Source organism: Streptomyces sp. NPDC043726, from assembly GCF_056436565.1.
Genome location: NZ_JBWKCI010000001.1, coordinates 649,789 through 668,856 on the forward strand (window position 1 = coordinate 649,789; position 19,068 = coordinate 668,856).

At 73.5% G+C, this 19,068-nt stretch carries 14 protein-coding genes; 3 read left to right on the forward strand and 11 right to left on the reverse strand.

Annotation, left to right across the window (positions count from 1 at the left end):
• Positions 1 to 86: 86 nt before the first annotated feature.
• Together purH and purN are read right to left on the reverse strand one after the other, a co-directional pair.
• Positions 87 to 1,652, reverse strand: a complete 1,566-nt coding sequence (gene purH, locus AC068Z_RS02995) for a bifunctional phosphoribosylaminoimidazolecarboxamide formyltransferase/IMP cyclohydrolase (RefSeq protein WP_478551704.1) — start codon at positions 1,650 to 1,652, stop codon at positions 87 to 89.
• On the reverse strand, positions 1,649 to 2,266 hold the full coding sequence (gene purN / locus AC068Z_RS03000) for a phosphoribosylglycinamide formyltransferase (RefSeq protein WP_478551706.1): 618 nt from the start codon (positions 2,264 to 2,266) through the stop codon (positions 1,649 to 1,651). Before purN ends, purH begins: the two co-directional genes overlap by 4 nt.
• 296 nt (positions 2,267 to 2,562) lie before the next feature.
• Here purN and AC068Z_RS03005 point away from each other — a divergent pair, with 296 nt between their 5' ends.
• Complete coding sequence (locus AC068Z_RS03005; protein WP_478551708.1) at positions 2,563 to 3,423, forward strand: hypothetical protein; 861 nt, start codon at positions 2,563 to 2,565, stop codon at positions 3,421 to 3,423.
• Between the two features lie 104 nt (positions 3,424 to 3,527).
• Here the strand turns inward: AC068Z_RS03005 and AC068Z_RS03010 are convergent, their stop codons facing one another.
• A complete protein-coding gene (locus AC068Z_RS03010; RefSeq protein ID WP_478551710.1) occupies positions 3,528 to 5,219 on the reverse strand; it encodes a cell division protein PerM in 1,692 nt (563 codons plus the stop codon).
• Between the two features lie 96 nt (positions 5,220 to 5,315).
• On the opposite strand from AC068Z_RS03010, the gene AC068Z_RS03015 reads away from it, so the two are divergent.
• Positions 5,316 to 6,491, forward strand: coding sequence for a helix-turn-helix domain-containing protein (locus AC068Z_RS03015; protein WP_478551712.1), 1,176 nt, complete (start codon positions 5,316 to 5,318; stop codon positions 6,489 to 6,491).
• A 102-nt stretch (positions 6,492 to 6,593) separates the two neighbouring features.
• Here the strand turns inward: AC068Z_RS03015 and sucD are convergent, their stop codons facing one another.
• The 8 genes from sucD to AC068Z_RS03055 all read right to left on the reverse strand — a co-directional run bounded on the left by sucD (position 6,594) and on the right by AC068Z_RS03055 (position 17,549).
• Entirely contained in the window at positions 6,594 to 7,478 is an 885-nt protein-coding gene (sucD, locus tag AC068Z_RS03020; RefSeq protein WP_315885969.1) for a succinate--CoA ligase subunit alpha, read from the reverse strand.
• 27 nt (positions 7,479 to 7,505) lie between these two features.
• Entirely contained in the window at positions 7,506 to 8,687 is a 1,182-nt protein-coding gene (sucC, locus tag AC068Z_RS03025; protein WP_478551715.1) for an ADP-forming succinate--CoA ligase subunit beta, read from the reverse strand.
• A gap of 450 nt (positions 8,688 to 9,137) precedes the next feature.
• On the reverse strand, positions 9,138 to 11,165 hold the full coding sequence (locus tag AC068Z_RS03030) for a TrbL/VirB6 family protein (protein ID WP_478551717.1): 2,028 nt from the start codon (positions 11,163 to 11,165) through the stop codon (positions 9,138 to 9,140).
• A 114-nt stretch (positions 11,166 to 11,279) separates the two neighbouring features.
• Positions 11,280 to 12,278, reverse strand: coding sequence for a hypothetical protein (locus tag AC068Z_RS03035; protein ID WP_478551719.1), 999 nt, complete (start codon positions 12,276 to 12,278; stop codon positions 11,280 to 11,282).
• A 142-nt stretch (positions 12,279 to 12,420) separates the two neighbouring features.
• A complete protein-coding gene (locus tag AC068Z_RS03040) occupies positions 12,421 to 13,584 on the reverse strand; it encodes a vWA domain-containing protein (protein ID WP_478551721.1) in 1,164 nt (387 codons plus the stop codon).
• The gene (locus AC068Z_RS03045; RefSeq protein WP_478551722.1) at positions 13,581 to 13,742 is read right to left on the reverse strand and encodes a hypothetical protein; all 162 of its coding nucleotides are present in this window, start codon (positions 13,740 to 13,742) and stop codon (positions 13,581 to 13,583) included. The genes AC068Z_RS03040 and AC068Z_RS03045 overlap by 4 nt, the downstream gene beginning before the upstream one ends.
• Positions 13,739 to 16,129, reverse strand: coding sequence for a DUF5682 family protein (locus AC068Z_RS03050; protein ID WP_478551724.1), 2,391 nt, complete (start codon positions 16,127 to 16,129; stop codon positions 13,739 to 13,741). Before AC068Z_RS03050 ends, AC068Z_RS03045 begins: the two co-directional genes overlap by 4 nt.
• A 289-nt stretch (positions 16,130 to 16,418) precedes the next feature.
• Entirely contained in the window at positions 16,419 to 17,549 is a 1,131-nt protein-coding gene (locus AC068Z_RS03055; protein ID WP_478551725.1) for an ATP-binding protein, read from the reverse strand.
• 133 nt (positions 17,550 to 17,682) lie between these two features.
• On the opposite strand from AC068Z_RS03055, the gene AC068Z_RS03060 reads away from it, so the two are divergent.
• The gene (locus AC068Z_RS03060) at positions 17,683 to 19,038 is read left to right on the forward strand and encodes an SWIM zinc finger family protein (protein ID WP_478551727.1); all 1,356 of its coding nucleotides are present in this window, start codon (positions 17,683 to 17,685) and stop codon (positions 19,036 to 19,038) included.
• Positions 19,039 to 19,068: the final 30 nt, after the last annotated feature.

The following is a 19,068-nucleotide window of genomic DNA, read 5'->3' on the forward strand; positions in this document are numbered from 1 at the left end:
CACAGCGGCTGCAGCTGACAGCGGTCCGGGTGCCCCTCGAAAGCAGGGGCACCCGGGTCTAGTTCAGGGATCGGCCGTGTTCAGGGTCAGTGGAAGAAGTGCCGCGTCCCCGTGAAGTACATCGTGATCCCGGCCTTCTTCGCGGCCTCGACCACCAGCTCGTCGCGGACCGAGCCGCCCGGCTGGACGATCGCCTTGACACCGGCCTCGCCCAGGACGTCGATGTTGTCCGGGAACGGGAAGAAGGCGTCCGAGGCGACGTACGAGCCGCGGGCACGGTCCGCACCGGCCCGCTCCACCGCCAGCTTGCACGAGTCCACCCGGTTGACCTGGCCCATGCCGACGCCGACCGAGGCGCCGTCCTTGGCGAGCAGGATGGCGTTGGACTTCACCGCGCGGCAGGCCTTCCAGGCGAAGGACAGCTCGGCCAGCTCGTCGGCCGAGAGGGCCTCGCCCGTGGCCAGGGTCCAGTTCGCCGGGTCGTCGCCCTCGGCCTGGAGGCGGTCGGTCACCTGGAGCAGCGCGCCGCCGTCGATCGCCTTGACTTCGACCGGGCTGGCCGGAGCCTCGGGGCAGCGCAGCACGCGGATGTTCTTCTTCTTGGTGAGGGCCTCCAGGGCCCCCTCCTCGTAGTCCGGCGCGACGATGACCTCGGTGAAGATCTCCGCGACCTGCTCCGCCATCTCCTTCGACACCGGGCGGTTGACGGCGATCACTCCGCCGAACGCCGACAGCGGGTCGCAGGCGTGCGCCTTGCGGTGCGCCTCGGCGACGTCCGCGCCGACCGCGATACCGCAGGGGTTGGCGTGCTTGATGATCGCGACGGCCGGCTCGTCGTGGTCGTACGCGGCACGGCGGGCGGCGTCCGTGTCCGTGTAGTTGTTGTACGACATCTCCTTGCCGTGCAGCTGCTCGGCGCGGGCCAGACCGCCACCGGTGCCGTCCACGTAGAGCGCGGCCGGCTGGTGCGGGTTCTCGCCGTAGCGGAGGGTGCTCTCGCGCTCCCAGGTGGCGCCGAGGAAGTCGGGGAAGCGGGAGTCGTCGACGGGGGCGTACTCGTCGGCGAACCAGCTCGCCACCGCGACGTCGTAGGCCGCCGTGTGCTGGAAGGCCTCCGCCGCGAACCGCTTGCGGGCGGCCAGGTCGAAGCCGCCCTCCTTGACCGCGGCCAGGACGTCGGCGTACCGCTCGGGGCTGGTGACGACCGCGACGGACGGGTGGTTCTTCGCGGCGGCGCGGACCATCGACGGGCCGCCGATGTCGATCTGCTCGACGCACTCGTCGGGCGACGCGCCCGAGGCGACGGTCTCGCGGAAGGGGTAGAGGTTCACGACGACCAGGTCGAACGGCGCCACGCCCAGCTCGTCGAGCTGCTGCCGGTGGCTGTCGAGCCGCAGGTCGGCCAGGATGCCGGCGTGCACCTTCGGGTGCAGCGTCTTGACGCGGCCGTCCAGGCACTCGGGGAAGCCGGTGAGCTCCTCGACCTTGGTGACGGGGACGCCGGCGGCGGCGATCCGGGAGGCGGTGGACCCGGTGGAGACGAGTTCGACGCCCGCCTCGTGGAGCCCGCGGGCGAGCTCCTCGAGCCCGGTCTTGTCGTAGACGCTGACCAGTGCGCGACGGATGGGCCGCTGGTTGCTCTCGGCGGTCACTGGATAACTACCTTTCGTCCCTCAATGCGATAGCCGTTGCGGGCGAGCCGCCCCACGACCTCGACGAGCAGCCTGCGCTCGACTTCCTTGATGCGCTCGTGCAGAGCGCTCTCGTCGTCCTCGTCCCGGACCTCCACCACGCCCTGGGCGATGATCGGTCCGGTGTCGACGCCGTCGTCGACGAAGTGGACGGTGCAGCCGGTGACCCGGGCGCCGTACGCGAGCGCGTCACGGACGCCGTGGGCGCCGGGAAAACTGGGGAGCAGAGCGGGGTGGGTGTTGACGAACCGCCCGCCGAACCGCGCGAGGAATTCCTTGCCGACGATCTTCATGAACCCCGCGGAGACGACGAGGTCGGGCTGGTGGGCGGCGACGGCCTCGGCCAGCGCGGCGTCCCACTCCTCGCGGGTGCCGTAGTCCTTGACCTTTCGTACGAAGGTCGGGATGCCGGCGCGGTCGGCGCGGACCAGGCCCTCGATGCCGTCGCGGTCGGCGCCGACGGCCACGATCTCCGCGCCGTAGGCCTCCGTGCCCTCGGCGGTGATGGCGTCGAGCAGCGCCTGAAGGTTGGTGCCGGATCCGGAGACCAGCACGACTAGGCGCTTGGCAGCCACGGTGAGGGCCTTTCTCGGGGGTACGTCGGTACGGTGGCCGGACACGCTCGCGACTCTGTACGTTCGTACGAATGCTTCGCGCCCCCGGATACGGGGAAGCCTACGAAGCGGCCGACCGTCAGCAACGATACCGGCACACCGGGCGGCCCCCACGGGACGGGGGCGTGGCCGGAAGGTAGCGTCTGGGAGGGGCCTGGTCGGGAACGCCGTTCGTGCACGGTGCGTTCTGGTAAGTGACGGACCTGGTCGCACTCGTAAGAGACAGCCGTACTCACCAAGGGGAAGACGCTCACTTGATGCCGGACCGCAGCCTGCGACTCCTCACGCTCCCCCCGCAGTCGGTGCAGGGAGGGGAGCGTCACGGCGTGCTGCTGCGCGAGCGGCCCGCCTCGCCGCCGGACGCGCCGTCGGGCGGTAACAGCGGCAACGACGGCGACGAGCGGGGCAGGGGAGGCGCCGGGGCGTCCCAGCCGGGGTCCTCCCAGCCCGGGTCCTCCCAGCCGGGGTCCTCCCAGCCCGGGGACGACAACCCGTTCGCTCCGCCGCCGGAGGGCACGCCCGACCGTCCGTGGCGGCCTCGTCGGCCGGCCTCGGGCTCGGGTGACGGTGAGGGCGGCGACCAGGGTTCGCCCTGGGGCAGCCAGTGGAGCGACCGCCAGCCCGGCCGGTCCTCCGGGAGCTTCGGCGAGCGCCCCGGCGCGGCGCCCGAGAACCCGAGCGGCAGCGGTAACGGCAACGGCTCCGGCGCGAACATGCGCTGGGACCCGACGGACCCGGCCCAGCGCCGCGCGCGGTACGCGCTGCTGTGCGGTATGTGGGCCTTCTTCTTCGCACTGTTCAGCTGGCCGTACGTCGCTCTGCTGCTCGGCGCGCTGGCCCTGTACTGGGGCATCAGCGCCCTCCGCGCCAAGCCCCGCACCCCCGACCCCGACACCCCGGCCCCGCAGCCGACCGGCCGCCCGCAGACGACGGCGGCGATCAGCGGCCTGGTCACCGCGTCCCTGGCCATCGCCCTGGTGGCGGCGGGCTTCACGGCGAAGCTGGTGTACAGCGACTACTACACCTGCACGAACGACGCCCTCACCAACGAGGCGAAGCAGTCCTGCGAGGACCTCCTGCCGGAGGAGCTGCGGGGAGTACTGGGCGTCAACAGCTGAGGCAGCCGGGCGCACCCAGCCCGCCCGGCGTTTGAGGACGAGGCCCCTTCAGGGCCGACGGGGGTCCCGGGGGCGGAGGCCCCCTGGGTGCGCGGGCGGAACACTCACGGTGTCTCCGGTTCGTCGCCCCTGCTGGAGGCCTCCCGCAGTGCCGCCCAGCGGGCCTCGCGGGTCGGGTCGTCGGTGGGCCATGGCGTCAGCTCCGCGTAGGGGCCCGGTACCGGCTCCGTGGGCAGGAAGTCGTACGGCTCGAAGGACTCGGTGTCGTACGACGGTCTCCGCTCCTCCTCCGACGCCACCTCCGCCTTCCCGGCCTTCCCGGCCTTCCCCGCCTTTCCCACCCTCTCGGCCTTCCCCGCCTTTCCCACACTCTCGGCCTTCCCCACCCTCTCGGCCTCCCCCGCCTTCCGCACGAACCAGCCCCGTCCGGCACCCCGCTCCTCCCCCGCCCTGGGCTTCGCCACCCTCGGCTCACCGGTCCCCGGCCCCGGCTCCCCGCCCCGCCCCCGGCACCGCCAAGCCCGCACCCCCAACGCCACCGGCACCCCCACCACCGCGCCCCACACCAACGCCGCCGCCCCCACCTGCCACCACACCGGCCCGAACCCCGCGAGCGCCGCCGCCCCGAGCGGCCCACCCGCCATCCCGGCGAGCCCCGCCGTCACCACCGCGCACAACCCCGCCGCCCACAAGGCGACCCCAGCCGTCCGCCGCCGTGACCAGGCCCCCTCATGCACGTCATGCACGCTCCCCCGCCCCACGAACCACCCCACCGTCACCCCGGCCGCCACCGGAACCGCCCCCGCCGCCCAGTGGAGCGGCGTTCCGGGGCCCGGCGACGGAACCGCTGCCAGCAAGGGGAACGGGGGAAGCAGCGCGGCCGGCGAGGAGGCCAAGGGGCCCACGACGTGCCCCGTGCCCAGGGAGAAGCCGGGGCCCAGGGCGTACGCCGTGCCCCACACCGCCGCGTTCGGCATCAGCGCCAGACAGAGCAGCAGCACCGCGAACTGCCCGGACATCCCCTCCGTGAGCTGGAGGAACGAGCTGCGCGCCGCGCCCCCGTGCCAGACCAGCGACACCGCCAGCAGCAACGATCCGCCCCCGACCAGCACGGCCACACCGGCTCCGGCCGCCCGCCCCGCCGCGTCCAGCCGCCCCCTCGCCTCCGGCCCGACGAACAGCCGCCGTACCCCCGCGGGCATCAGGATCAGCACCTCGTCCACCGCGTCCCGCGGCCGGCCGTACGCCGTCCACACCCCCGCCCCCGCCGCCAGCACCGCGACGAGCGGCACGCACACCCCTGTCCACGCCCAGTCCGGCCGTAGCACCCCGCCCGCCGCGTAGACCGCCGCGGCCGTGCCCACCGTGAGGTAGCCGAGCACGACGCCCGCCCACGCGGTGCGGCCGGAGACCACGGCCTCCTCCCCCTCCTCCCCCTCCACCGCGTCCCGCGCGGCCCGGTGCACCAGCCACACGGGCAGCACGACCAGCAGCAGCGGCGTGACGCCGACCGGCGCGGGGATCCCGGACAGGGTGTCGGCGCGGACCAGTTCGGCGCCGTGCGCCAGCAGCCACAGCGCCGCCGCCACATGCAGCGCGCCCCCGGGCCCACTGTCCGGATACGGCGAGCTGATCCACAGCACCATCACCAGGACGGCGAACGAGCCAAGACCTAGCCCCGCCGCCACCGCACCACCCAGGAGGCTCGCAGCCAGTCCGGGCGATCGGTCGCGCAACCGGGTGAGCAGGGACGACAACGGCGATCGACGAACGGTCATCTGGATCACGCCCGCCATGCTCCCAACGACACGCGCTTTCCCGTCGTAACAGGCGAACCCCCGCTGTGTCGCTCAATATACGTTTATGTACTTTTTCGTACGGAGGGGCGCCCTGTGACGCAGAGCCCTGCAACTCCGCTCCCCCCGCCCAAGGAACGCCGACGCCTGCGCGAGGCGCAGTCGTTGACGGTGGCTCAGGTCGCGGCGCGGATCGGCGTCACCCGGGAGACGGTCCGCGCCTGGGAGACCGGTCGTACGACTCCGCGCGGCCGGAAGAGGGTGGCGTACGCACGGCTGCTGAGCGAGCTGAGCAGGCCGACGGCCGGTCAGGCAGCCCCGGCCGAGCAGGACACGGAGGCCGTCGAGATCCCCGTACGAACTCAGTCGCCCGAGCCCGCGCGCGACGTACTGGCGCTCCGTCCCGAATCGGGGTCGGTCCGTCCCGAATCGGGATCGGTCCGTCCCGAAACCGGGTCCGCCCGGACACCCGCCGACCTGACGCCCGCTCAGGCCTTCGACGCGCTGTACGCGTTCTGCGCGCCCGCCCTCGTGCGGCAGGCCTATCTGCTCACCGGGCGGCGGGAGCTGGCGCGGGAGTCGGTGGAGCGGGCCTTCCAACTCGCCTGGCAGCGCTGGCCCGAGGTGGCCGTCGACCGGGATCCGGCGGGCTGGGTGCGGGCGACGGCGTACGAGTACGCCCTCTCCCCATGGCACCGCTTCCGCCCCCGCTACCGGCACCCCGAACCCCCGCCCGCCGACGCCTCCCACCGCGCCCTGCTGGACGTACTCCTGACCCTGCCGCCGCCGTACCGCCGCACGCTGCTGCTCTACGACGGTGTCGGCCTCGATCTGCCGGACACGGCGGCGGAGACGGAGGCGACCACGCCGGCCGCGGCGAACCGGCTCCTGCACGCGCGCGAGGCCGTGGCCGAGCGGCTGCCGGAACTGGCGGATCCGGCCGAACTCCACCAGCGGCTCGCCGAGGTGGCCGCGGCGGAGCGGCTGCGCGCCGCCAAGCCGCCGACGGTACGGACCGGCAGCGAGCGCCGGGCCAGCTTCTGGACCCGCGCCGCCATCGCCTTCACGGTCGCCCTGATCGGCACGACCGCCCTCACCCTCCGCACGGCCCCGACCCGGTACGAGCCCCCGGTGCCCCCGGGCGAGACGGTCCAGGGGGTGCCGCCGCGGGTGGCCCCGGGGCCGCTGTCGGAGTCGGAGCAGGAGCTGCGCGTGAAGCTGAGGGAGGAGACGGCGAGCGGCCCGGAGCGGCTGGTGCCGCAAGCCGGCTAGGGCCCTTCTAGGACCCCTCCAGGACCCGGCCAGGACGTCGATGGGCCCGCCCCCCGACCGGGGAGCGGGCCCATCGACGATCAGCCGGACGGCCGGGACGGCTCAGGCGGAGAGGATCTCCCGCGCCAGCTTCGCCGTCTCCGTCGGGGTCTTGCCGACCTTGACGCCCGCGGCTTCCAGGGCCTCCTTCTTCGCCTGGGCGGTGCCCGACGAACCGGAGACGATGGCGCCCGCGTGACCCATGGTCTTGCCCTCGGGGGCGGTGAAGCCCGCGACGTAGCCGACGACCGGCTTGGTCACGTTCTTCGCGATGAAGTCCGCGGCCCGCTCCTCGGCGTCGCCGCCGATCTCACCGATCATCACGATCAGGTCGGTGTCGGGGTCGGCCTCGAACGCGGCGAGCGCGTCGATGTGCGTGGTGCCGATGATCGGGTCGCCACCGATGCCGACGGCGGTCGAGAAGCCGATGTCACGCAGCTCGTACATCATCTGGTACGTCAGCGTGCCGGACTTCGAGACCAGGCCGATACGGCCCGGCTTGGTGATGTCGCCCGGGATGATGCCGACGTTCGACTGGCCCGGGGTGATGATGCCGGGGCAGTTCGGGCCGATGATGCGGGTCTTGTTGCCCTTCTTGCCGGCGTACGCCCAGAACGAAGCCGAGTCGTGCACGGCGATGCCCTCGGTGATCACGACGGCCAGCGGGATCTCGGCGTCGATGGCCTCGACGACCGCGTCCTTGGTGAACTTCTCCGGCACGAAGATGACGGAGACGTTGGCACCGGTGGCCTCGATGGCCTCCTTCACGGTCCCGAAGACGGGTACCTCGGTGCCGTCGAAGTCCACGGACGTGCCCGCCTTGCGCGGGTTCACGCCGCCCACGACGGTGGTGCCGTCGCCCAGCATGAGCTTGGTGTGCTTCATGCCCGTGGCGCCGGTCATGCCCTGGACGATGACCTTGCTGTCCTTGTTGAGCCAGATAGCCATGGTGTGTTCTGTCCTCGTCCTGAGTGCTTACTTGGCGGCGTGGGCCAGCTCGGCGGCCTTGTCGGCCGCGCCGTCCATGGTGTCGACGCGCTGCACCAGCGGGTGGTTGGCGTCGGTGAGGATCTGTCGGCCCAGCTCGGCGTTGTTGCCGTCGAGGCGGACGACCAGCGGCTTGGTGACGTTCTCGCCACGGTCCTCGAGGAGCTTGAGGGCCTGGACGATGCCGTTGGCGACCTCGTCACAGGCGGTGATGCCACCGAAGACGTTGACGAAGACGGACTTGACGTCCGGGTCGCCGAGGATGATCTCGAGGCCGTTGGCCATGACCTGGGCGGAGGCGCCACCGCCGATGTCCAGGAAGTTGGCCGGCTTGACGTTGCCGTGGTTCTCACCGGCGTACGCGACGACGTCCAGGGTGCTCATCACGAGACCCGCGCCGTTGCCGATGATGCCGACCTCGCCGTCGAGCTTGACGTAGTTGAGGTTCTTCTCCTTGGCGGCGGCCTCGAGCGGGTTGGCCGCGGCCTTGTCGTGGAGCTCCTCGAAGTCGGGGTGACGGAACTCGGCGTTGTCGTCGAGCGACACCTTGCCGTCGAGGGCGATGACCTCGCCGGAGGCGACCTTCGCCAGCGGGTTGACCTCGACCAGGAGGGCGTCCTCCTTGATGAAGGTGTCCCACAGCTTGACGAGGACGTTCACGACCTTGTCGGCGACCTCGGCCGGGAACTTCGCGGCCGCGACGATCTCGCGGGCCTTCTCCTCGGTCACGCCGTCGATCGCGTCGATCGGCGTCTTGGCGACGGCCTCCGGACGGGTGGCCGCCACCTCCTCGATCTCCATGCCGCCCTCGACGGAGGCGATGGAGAGGAAGGTGCGGTTGGCACGGTCCAGGAGGAAGGAGACGTAGTACTCCTCCAGGATCTCCGGAGCCGTCTCGGCGATCATCACCTTGTGGACCGTGTGGCCCTTGATGTCCATGCCGAGGATGTTGTTCGCATGCTCGACGGCCTCGTCGACGGTGGCGGCGAGCTTCACGCCACCGGCCTTGCCGCGGCCGCCGACCTTCACCTGGGCCTTGACGACGGACTTGCCACCGAGGCGCTCAGTGGCTGCGCGGGCCGCCTCAGGCGTGTCGATGACTTCACCGGCCAGCACCGGTACATCGTGCTTGGCGAAGAGGTCCCTCGCCTGGTACTCGAACAGGTCCACGCGCTTCCGTCCCTATCAGTGATCTCGCGGTTCGTTGGATGCGTGGGCGTGCCGCGAAGGGCAACGTGACGTCCGCTGTCACAAGGGAGGCGCACACGGTGTCCGAGCGCGCGGCATGTCCGTCTCGCAGGTTATCGCTGCTTGAAGGAGGCCCCTAAATCGAGGGTCACACCTGAGCGGTGATACCTGTCACATGATGCCGCGCTCACTGGCACGGGGTGCCCTGTGTGAGGGGCGGGGATCTTCGACGGGTAGGGCCTCACCGGGGTGGGGTTGCCCCGGTGAGGCCCCTTGAACAGCCCGTAGGGGCCCGAAACGGTACGCCCCTGGGGGCTTCGCCCGGGCGTTCCCCACCCCAATGGGGACCGCCCGGGCCGCCCGTGAGGTCCCGGCCGGACATCACCGACGGCTTTCGGCCGTCCGGGTCCTGTCGCCTCACGGAGATCGGTTTCAGAGGTGTCGCGCGTAACCCGGGGTGACCGAGTGGGCGACGCTCTGCACGCCGGTGACGGCGTGGCCGGCGAGCGGCGTGGAGATCACGTCCTCGGCGACGGGAACCACGTGCCCGGCGAAGGGCCGGACCTCACCCGTGACGCCGTACGCGAACGCCTCCCCGGCCCGCGCGACCGGCGGGACGAAGCCGGTCACGGCCTCCGCGACCGGCTGGACGACATCGGTCACGGCCTCCGCGACCGGCTGGACGACATGGGTCACTGGCTGGGCGACACCCTCGGCGAACGCCGGCACGTGTCCGGCGACCCCGTGGGCGAAGGGCCCGACCTCACGGGTGAGGCCCTGGGCATCCCCCGCGACCCCGTACGCCAGCGCGGCGGCGTCCGCCACGGCCTGCCCGGCGACGGGAGCGAGCCCCCGCACGGCGGTCCGTGCGACGGGCGGCAGCACGGCGTGCTCCGCATCGGCGACGGCCTGACCGGCAAGACCGGTGGCGTACGGCGGCACGTCCGCGACGACGCCGTCGCCGACGGACCGGACGCCGCGGGCGACGGGGTACACGTCGGCGACGGCACCGGTGGCGATGCCCTGCACGTCGGAGGCGGTACCGACGGCGAGGGGGTGCACACCGGCGACGGCACCGGTCGCGGTGGCCTGTACGTCGGTGGTGGTGCCGGTGGCCGTGGCGTGTACGCCGGAGGCGGCGCCGGTCGCCGTGGACTGTACGCCGGAGGCGGCGCCCTGGGCGACCGGCCGGACGTCGGCGACGACGCCGTAGGCCAGTGTGGTCGCGGCGTCCACGGCATGTCCGGCGGTCGTGGAGACACCGGCGACGGCCTGCCCGGCGGCCGTGCCGACGCCACCGACGGCCTGCCCGGCGGAGGTCCCGACGCCCCCGACCGCGTATCCGGCCGCGCTGCTGACTCCGTCCACGGCTCCACCGGCGACGGGCCTCACGCCGTCGACGACGTGGCCACCGACCGGCCGCACGCCTCGGACCGCGTGGCCGACCACAGGTGCGACCCCGGCGACCGTCTGCTCGGCGACAGGCGTGACGCCGTGGACTGTGCCGGTGACGGTGGGGAGGGCTCCCTCTACGGCGGAGGCGACGAGCGGGGGGACGACCGCGGCGGCGGTCTCGTCGAGGACGGGACTGACGGTGTCGACGGCGCTGTGCCGCACGCCGGTGACGGTGCCGAGCGCCTGGTGGCGGGTGGCGGCGACGGTGCCGAGCGCCTGGTCCTGTACGGCGCCGACCGTGCCGGTGATGTGGCTGGGGACGGCGGAGACGCTCGCCTCGGCGGCTCCCCTGGCCGTCCGGGCCTCCGCGCCCGCGGTCGCGGCGACGCCGGCCACGCGGCCCTGGCCTCCGGCGACGGTCTGCTGAGCCGTCGTCCGTACGGCGCCTTCGACACCGTACGCCCGGGCGCCTGCCGCCGTCCGGGTGCCGTGGATCCGGGTCTGCGCGGCGGCGAGGGCCTGCTCCAGCTCGGGGGCGAAGGCGGCGAGGGGGCCGAAGAGGTAGTCGACGGCATCCGGGGTGGCCGGGGTGGCTGGCGTCTCGGGCGCGGCCTGGGCCAGGTGCGCCGCGTCGGCCACGGTCGAGCGGGCGGTACCGGTGGCCGTCGCCGTCGCGTGCTCGGCCGTCCGCTGCGCGGCCTGCGCGGCGCGGGCCGCCTTCACGCCCTCGGTGAGCTGCGCGGCGCCGCCCTTGAGCTGGGCGGCCTTCTCGGCGGTGGGCTCGACGGGCGCCGTCCGCCGCGAGGTGTCGGCGACCGTGTCGTTCACACGCTCCGTGACGTCTTCGGTCACGTCACCGGTCGCGCCTTCGGTCACGCCGGAGACGGTGTCCCGCACACCGGAGACGACACCCTCGACGGTGTCACCGACCGGGTCGGCCGTGGCGTCCGGCACGGACAGGGTCGAGGAGGGCAGTTCGGAGGCATTGGCGCCGGTGGAGCCGAGCGCCCACGCGCCGGTGACACCGGCGGCTATCACGATGGAACGGCGGATGTTCTTGTTCATACGTGCGTCAGATCCTTAAGGGGGATTCCGAGACATCAGAGAGAGTTCGGGGACATTCCGGGCAGACCTCTTCCGCCCCCGCGCGGCAGGTCCACTGCGCGGGAAAGGTCTGCTCTAGGCAGGGGATACAGGAATGTCCCGGTACTCGTCCCGGGTCTCGTCCGCGTCGACGCGCGCCGCGGCACCGGCCACCAGCAGCAGCGGCGCCCGGTCGTTCAGGGCGAGGCCGTGCGCGTCGCCGTGTCGGGGCGTGCCGTTGTCGACCGTCGCCCGGTGGTCCAGCGCACCGCCCGAACCGTCCGCCGGCGCGTGATGCGCGGGGGCGGGCCCGACCGAGTCGGCCCCGTGGCGGTGGGTGCGCGCCGAGCCGCGGGGCGCGGGGGCGTCGTACGAGGTGCTGAACCGCGGTCCGTACGACGCGCTCGACCCGTCCTCTGCGGATCCCCCGGAGTTCTCCTCGCCGCCGCGTGAGACCGGAGCCGTTTCCGGAGCCGTGCCGTCGGGTGCCGTCAGGTCGGGTGCGGGCAGCGTCTGCCCCGGCAGCACGGGGAGGTCCGGCAGACCGGGCAGCACGGGCACGCCCGGCGACGACGGCGACTCGGGCAGCTCCGGCAGGACGGGCAGTGACGACAGCGGCGGCGCCTCGGAGCGCGCCCCCTCCAACTCGTCGGTCACCGCCCCGACGACCTCGCCGACCGGCCGCACGACATGCTCGTCGACGGCCGGGACGAGACGCTCGGTGACGGCCGGGACGAGACCTTCCGTGACGGCCGGAACGATGCGCTCGGTGACAGCCGGGACGACGCGCTCGGAGGCGGGACGTAGGGCTCGGTCACCGTCAGCCGCTTCAGCCCCGGCTCGAGCAGTCGGCCGCTCGGGAGCCGAAGGCTCGGGGAGCCTCAGCTCGGGCGTGCGCACCTCGGCCGACAGAGCGGCCGCAGAGGCGTCGGACAGCGCCGTGGGCCCGTCCTCCGCCGCCTCGGCCCGCTGCCCGCCGAGGAGCCCGAGCGCGAACAACCCGCCCACCAGCAGTGCCAGGTACAGCGCACGCCGTCCGGCCGCCGTGCGCGGGAGGCGCAGAGCGGCACCGGGCAGGGCTGCTGGCGGGGTCAAGAGGGGGAGGGTCCTCCCGTGCGGCGGAACTGGACGCGTGACGCTCCGGGCGTGACGAGCGTCGATCCTCGCACGGGACTCCCGCGGTTACGCAAGCCCCCTGTGACCGATGGGCACTCATGTCCCTTTTACCGGGCCTGAGCTACGCCGGATCCGGCACCGGTATCGGCCGCTTCTCGATCGCCGCCGCCATCACCTCGGGGAACAGGTCCGGCGTACAGGCGAAGGCCGGCGCGCCCAACGCGGCGAGCGCGGACGCGTGTTCCCGGTCGTACGCCGGCGCCCCCTCGTCGGACAGCGCGAGCAGCGCCACGAACTGCACTCCGGACGCCTTCATCGCCGCCACCCGCTTCAGCATCTCGTCGCGGATGCCCCCTTCGTAGAGGTCGCTGATCAGCACGACCACCGTCTCGGCGGGCCGGGTGATCTGTGACTGGCAGTACGCCAGCGCCCGGTTGATGTCCGTCCCGCCTCCGAGCTGAGTGCCGAACAGCACGTCGACCGGATCGTCGAGCTGATCGGTGAGGTCGACCACCGCGGTGTCGAAGACGACGAGCCGGGTGTCGATCGACCGCATGGAGGCCAGCACCGCCCCGAACACCGACGCGTACACCACCGAGGCCGCCATCGACCCCGACTGGTCGATGCAGAGCACGACCTCCTTCTTCACCGACTGGGAGGCGCGCCCGTACCCGACGAGCCGCTCGGGCACGATCGTCCGGTACTCCGGCAGATAGTGCTTGAGGTTGGCGGCGATCGTGCGGTTCCAGTCGATGTCGTGGTGGCGCGGCCGGTTGATCCGCGCGCTGCGGTCGAGGGCCCCGGTGAGCGTGGCCCGGGTACGGGTGGCGAGCCGTTTCTCCAGGTCCTCGACGACCTTGCGCACGACGGCCCGTGCCGTCTCCTTCGTCGTCTCCGGCATCGCCTTGTTGAGGGAGAGGAGGGTGCCGACGAGATGCACGTCGGCCTCCACCGCCTCCAGCATCTCCGGCTCCAGGAGCAGCGTGGACAGACCGAGCCGGTCGATGGCGTCGCGCTGCATGACCTGGACGACGGAGGAGGGGAAGTAGGTGCGGATGTCCCCGAGCCAGCGCGCGACGGACGGCGCCGACGCCCCGAGCCCCGCCGAACGGTCCTTCCCCGTGCGGGGTTTGTCCCCCTTGCCGTAGAGCGCGGCGAGCGCTCCGTCCATCGCGGCGTCCTGGCCGGACAGCGCGCATCCGGTGCCGTCGGCGGTGTCGCCGCCGAGCACGAGCCGCCAGCGCCGCAGCCGCTCCCGCGCCGGGTCCGTCAGCTCCGTCGTCATCCGCGCACCCCTCCGCCCAGCCGCTCCCAGAGCGGGATCACCGGCACGGTCGTCGCGGGCCGCCGGCCCACCGCCGCAAGTCCCTGCCCGTGCCGCGGTCCTGCGGCCTCCGCCGCTCGGGCCCGCTCCCCGTGCTCACTCGGCCTCTTGACCGTCATCGCGCCACCCCCACCAGTTCGTCGTCGTCCATGTCCAGCCCCAGCAGCAGCCGGACCACCGGCAGCACGGCGTCCGCCCGCGCCGGGTCGAGCTCGGCCGCGAATCCCGGCACCCCCGAGCCGGTGGCAGCCACCCCGGCGTGCTGCCCCGGCCCGCGCCGCACCAGCTCGCCGAGTGTTCTGCGCACCCCCGGCTCGTACGCCGAGAAGGTGCGCCGCAGCAGCGGCAGTACGTCGGTGAACGCGTCCGCCGGTACCCCGGTCAGCCAGGCGTCGACCAGGCCGAGCAGGCGCTCGTCGTGCACGAGCAGCATCCCGCCGCCCGAGCCGCCGCCGACGAAGCCCTCGATCCAGGCCGCCGCGTCCCCGGGCGGGGTTCCCGGCGACAGCACGAGCCCCATGAGCCGCGCCGCCTCGTCCTGCGCCAACTCCCCTTCGTCGAGCAGGAGCCGGACGGCCCGCCCCCGGATCACGCCGGGAACCGTGTCCCGCACGGACAGCTTCCTGAGCACCGCCTGCCAGCGGGCACGCAGATCCCCGTGGCCCGGGGCGGGGGCATCGCCGAGCAGGCCCACCGCGCCGTGCACGGCGTCCACATGGCGCCGTATCTCCTCGGCGGCGTCCGCGTCGAGCCCGGCGCAGGCCGGGGGCAGGCCGACGAAGATCCGCTCGGCCAGCCCGGCCGCGACCTCCGCGAGCGCCCCGGTGCCGGTGCCGCGCACATCGCCGTAGCGCAGGGAGCGGACCAGGGCCGGAAGAGCCTGGGCGAGGTGGCCGACGTCCGTGTCGAGCGCCGCCCGGTCCGCGAGCACCCGCATCACCGTCGGCAGCGCGTCCGGCAGTTCGGCCAGCAGACACAGCTCGGCGAGCCCGGTGACATCGGCGAGACCCGGCGCCGAGACGGCGTCGGACTCGGCCTTGGCGGTGGCCGCGCCGAGGACGGTCGTCCCCCACACCCCGGCCTCGGCGATCCGCACCGACAGCTCGGGTTCCCAGCGCAGCCGCCAGGTCTCCCGGAACGTGCCCGTGCTCCCGCGTGAGGCGACCGGCTCCCCCCACGGGATGCCGAGCAGCCGCAGCCGGTGCAGCAGCCGGCTGCGCCCGGCGTCGGTCTCCTTGCGCAGGTCCAGCTCCAACTCCCGCTCCAGCGCCTCCGGTTTGAGCCGCAACCGGCGCTGGATCCGGTCGAGGTCCCGTTGCAGCGGCACGGCGGGCGCGTCGGGCGGTACCTCCCCCAGCACATCGCCCACCACCAGCCGGTCGTGCACCAGCGCCAGCGGTACGTCCGAGCCGTCGCACATCACCGCCCGCACCGCGTCGGTCGTCTCGCTCAGGCCGGGCAGCGGGCGGCCGCGCATCACCGCGAGCGTCTCGGCCAGCCGCACCGCCTCGATGACATGGGCGGAGGACACGATCCGGTCCTCGGCCCGCAGCAGCCCCGCCACCTTGGTCAGCCAGCGCTCGACCGGCCGGTCCCGCGCGCGGAACAGATGCCCGTACCAGCCCGGGGAGTCGATGCCCGCCCCGTAGCCACTGGCCCGCGCCAGCCTGCGGTACGTCCACGGCACCCAGGTCATGTCCGCCTTGACCTTGGGCAGCCCCTTCAGCCGGGCCCGGTCGGCGGCGACGGTGGTCCGCTCCTTCAGCGCGGGAACGTGCCACGCGCCGCACACGACGGCCACCGCGTCCCCGAACTCCTTCTGTGCGGAACGCACTTGGAGTCGCATGTACGCCTCCCGCACGAGGTCCCGCTCGTGCCCGCCGCTGCCGTACACCTCCCGCAGCGCCGCCATGGCCTCCGCCAGCACGGCGAACGGCGCGAGCGGGTCCCCCGCGCCGGCTCCCCGGTGCTCGACGACGTCCTCCCACCAGCGCTCGGCGTCGTCGTAGCCGGCGGCTTCGGCGAGCACGGCGAGGGGGTCGATCCGGACGGCGGCCCCTCTCTCCTCGTCGGGGTCGGTGGCGTCGTCCTCCGAAGGTGCCTCGGTGGGCCCCTCCGCCTCCTCCTTCTCCCACGCCAGCGTGTGCGTGGCGGGCAGGTCGATGAAGCGGGCCGGAACCTCGTGGTCCAGGGCCCAGCGGATCGCGACCCACTCCGGGGAGAACTCGGCCAGCGGCCAGAACGCCGAGCGGCCGGGCTCGTCCACGGCGTGGGCGAGGAGCGCGACCGGCGGGCGCATGTCCTCCTCGGCCGCGAGCGGGATCAGCGCGTCGGCCTCGGGCGGCCCCTCGATCAGCACCACGCCCGGCCGGGCCGCGTCCAGCGCCGCCCGCACGGCCCGCGCGGACCCGGGCCCGTGATGCCGTACACCGAGCAGCAGCGGCCCGGCGCCGGTGCCGGTGCCGATGCCGATGCCGGTGCCTGTACGGTCAGCCTCCGTCGTCACACCGTCCCCCTCGCTCGGCAGGGCCACCGAGTGTCATCCCCGCTCGCCCCCTCCCCTTCACCCGGCAGGGCCACCGAGTGTCATCCCCGCCCATCCCGTCCCCCTTGTCGAAACCGGGCCCCCGCCCGTCATCCACGCTCATCCCGTCCCCCTCACCCGAACCGGCCCGCCACACGCCACCCTCGCCACTCGCGCCACCCTCACCGCTCGCGCCCCCTGGCCCGGCGGCCCCCGCGCCCGGCCGGCCACCTCGTGTCGTCGGCCCTCTTGCCGTCCCCCTGGTACGCGGTCACGCGCTCACCTCCCGGCAGGCGCGGTAGAAGTCGGTCCAGCCGTCCCGCTCACGGACGACCGCCTCCAGGTACTCCTGCCATACGACCCGGTCCGCCGCCGGATCGCGGACCACGGCGCCGAGGATGCCCGCGGCGACGTCACCGGGCCGGAGCACGCCGTCGCCGAAGTGGGCGGCCAGCGCCAGGCCGCTGGTCACGACGGAGATCGCCTCGGCCGTGGACAGCGTGCCGCTCGGCGACTTCACCTTCGTCCGGCCGTCGGCGGTCACGCCGTCCCGCAGCTCACGGAAGACCGTGACCACCCGCCGGATCTCGTCGACGCCGTCGGGCACGGCCGGCAGATCGAGGGACCGGCCGATCTGGTCGACGCGCCGGGAGACGATGTCGACCTCGGCCTCCACGCTCTCCGGCAGTGGCAGCACGACCGTGTTGAAGCGGCGGCGCAGGGCGCTGGACAGGTCGTTGACCCCGCGGTCACGGTCGTTTGCGGTGGCGATGAGGTTGAAGCCGCGCACGGCCTGCACCTCCTGGCCCAGTTCCGGGATCGGCAGGGTCTTCTCCGACAGGATCGTGATCAGCGTGTCCTGCACATCGGCCGGGATCCGGGTCAGCTCCTCGACCCGGGCCGTCATCCCCTCCGCCATGGCCCGCATCACCGGGCTCGGCACCAGCGCGTCCCGGCTCGGCCCGTGCGCGAGCAGCTGCGCGTAGTTCCAGCCGTAGCGGATGGCCTCCTCCGGGGTGCCGGCGGTGCCCTGCACCAGCAGGGTCGAGTCGCCGCTGACGGCCGCGGCCAGATGCTCGGACACCCAGGTCTTGGCGGTGCCGGGCACGCCGAGCAGGAGCAGGGCACGGTCGGTGGCGAGGGTGGTGACGGCGACCTCGACGATGCGGCGCGGCCCCACGTACTTCGGAGTGATCACCGTGCCGTCCGGCAGCGTGCCGCCGAGCAGATAGGTCGCCACCGCCCACGGCGACAGCTTCCAGCGGGCCGGGCGGGGGCGGTCGTCCTGCGCGGCGAGGGCGGACAGTTCGGCCGCGAAGGCGTCCTCGGCGTGCGGTCGCAACGCCTCGGTCGGTGCGCTCTCACGGGCGGTCTCGGTCTTCGGGCTCACGGATGTGGTCATGGCGAAGTCCCCCTCCAGCTCGGCCGGTTCGGATCTGTCACCAACCGTGCACCACGCCACTGACAATCGGTCCTGACCTGCGAGAACGCGCTCGCCGGACCGATTGTCAGTGGGGGGATCTACCTTCGATGACATGACTCAGCAGGGGGTGCGCTGGAGCGCGGAACAGGTGCTGGCACTCGCGCCTGACGCCGCGTCACGCAAAGCGGGCGGCAAACTCGGCGCGGCCGGGCCGTGGTCCGAGACGGGCAGTTCCGACGAGGGGACGGTGTGGGGGCTGTGCAAGGGCAGTGGCAGCAAGCCGTATCAGACGGTCGTGGACATCGCGGACGCTGCGGGTCCGGCGTACAAGTGCAGTTGTCCGAGCCGGAAGTTCCCGTGCAAGCACGCGCTCGGGCTGCTGTTGCTCTGGGCGGGCGGGGACGGCTCGGTGCCGCAGGGGCAGCCGCCGGACTGGGCGCGGGAGTGGATCGAGGGCAGGAAGAAGCGCGCGGAGCGGAAGCGGGCGGAGGGCGAGGGCGCCGCCCCGGCCGGCTCGGCCGATCCGGAGGCGGCGCGGCGGCGGGCGGAGCGCCGGGCCGAGAAGGTGACCGCGGGGGCGACGGAGCTGGAGCAGCGCCTCGCGGACCTGCTGCGCGGCGGCCTCGCGGGCGCGGAGCAGGCGGGGTACGGGCTGTGGGAGGAGACGGCGGCCCGGATGGTCGACGCCCAGGCGTCGGGGCTCGCGGCGCGGGTCCGGGAGTTGGGGGCGATCCCGTCGTCGGGGCCAGGCTGGCCGGTGCGGCTGCTGGAGGAGTGCGCGCTGCTCCATCTCCTGGACCAGGGCTGGCTGCACCGCGAGCGGCTGCCGGAGGGCCTGGCGGCCACGGTCCGCTCCCGCATCGGCCTGCCGGCCTCGCCGGACGGCCCGCCGATCCGTGACCGCTGGCTGGTCCTCGCCCAGTACGACACGGCGGACCCGCGTCTGACGACCCGCCGGATCTGGCTGCACGGCGCCGACTCGGCCCGCACCGCGCTCCTCCTCTCCTACGGCGCCGCGGGCCGCGCCCCGGAGCTGGCGCTGCCGGTCGGGCTGGCGCTGGAGGCCGAGGTGTCCCCTTATCCGGGCGCCGGACAGCTGCGGGCGTCCCTCGGCGAGCGGTTCGCCGCTCCCGTACCGACGTCGCTGCGCCCGCGGGGAGTGACGACGGTCGAGGCCGCCGCCCGCTACGGCGAGGCGTTGCGGGACGATCCCTGGCTGGACTCGGTCCCGGTGACGCTGGAGCGGGTGATACCGACCCCGGACGGGGAGTCCTGGCAGCTGGCGGACGCCGACGCGGACACGGCCCTGCCGCTCACCCCCTCGGCCCGGTCCCGCCCCGGCCTGTGGAAGCTGGTCGCCCTCTCGGGCGGCGCCCCGGTCAAGGTCTTCGGCGAGTGCGGCCACCGTGGCTTCACCCCGCTCGCGGCCTGGCCGCAGGGGCCGGGCGAGGCGGTGCCGCTGTGCTGAACCGAGCCGAGTCCCGGCCCTTTGCACGTC

Coding starts and splice junctions, on each gene's coding strand:
- AC068Z_RS03005 (WP_478551708.1), top strand. CDS start 2,563: ATGCCGGACCGCAGCCTGCGACTCCTCACGCTCCCCCCGCAGTCGGTG.
- AC068Z_RS03010 (WP_478551710.1), bottom strand. CDS start 5,219: ATGGCGGGCGTGATCCAGATGACCGTTCGTCGATCGCCGTTGTCGTCC.
- sucD (WP_315885969.1), bottom strand. CDS start 7,478: ATGGCTATCTGGCTCAACAAGGACAGCAAGGTCATCGTCCAGGGCATG.
- AC068Z_RS03030 (WP_478551717.1), bottom strand. CDS start 11,165: ATGAACAAGAACATCCGCCGTTCCATCGTGATAGCCGCCGGTGTCACC.
- AC068Z_RS03040 (WP_478551721.1), bottom strand. CDS start 13,584: ATGACGACGGAGCTGACGGACCCGGCGCGGGAGCGGCTGCGGCGCTGG.
- AC068Z_RS03045 (WP_478551722.1), bottom strand. CDS start 13,742: ATGACGGTCAAGAGGCCGAGTGAGCACGGGGAGCGGGCCCGAGCGGCG.
- AC068Z_RS03055 (WP_478551725.1), bottom strand. CDS start 17,549: ATGACCACATCCGTGAGCCCGAAGACCGAGACCGCCCGTGAGAGCGCA.
- AC068Z_RS03060 (WP_478551727.1), top strand. CDS start 17,683: ATGACTCAGCAGGGGGTGCGCTGGAGCGCGGAACAGGTGCTGGCACTC.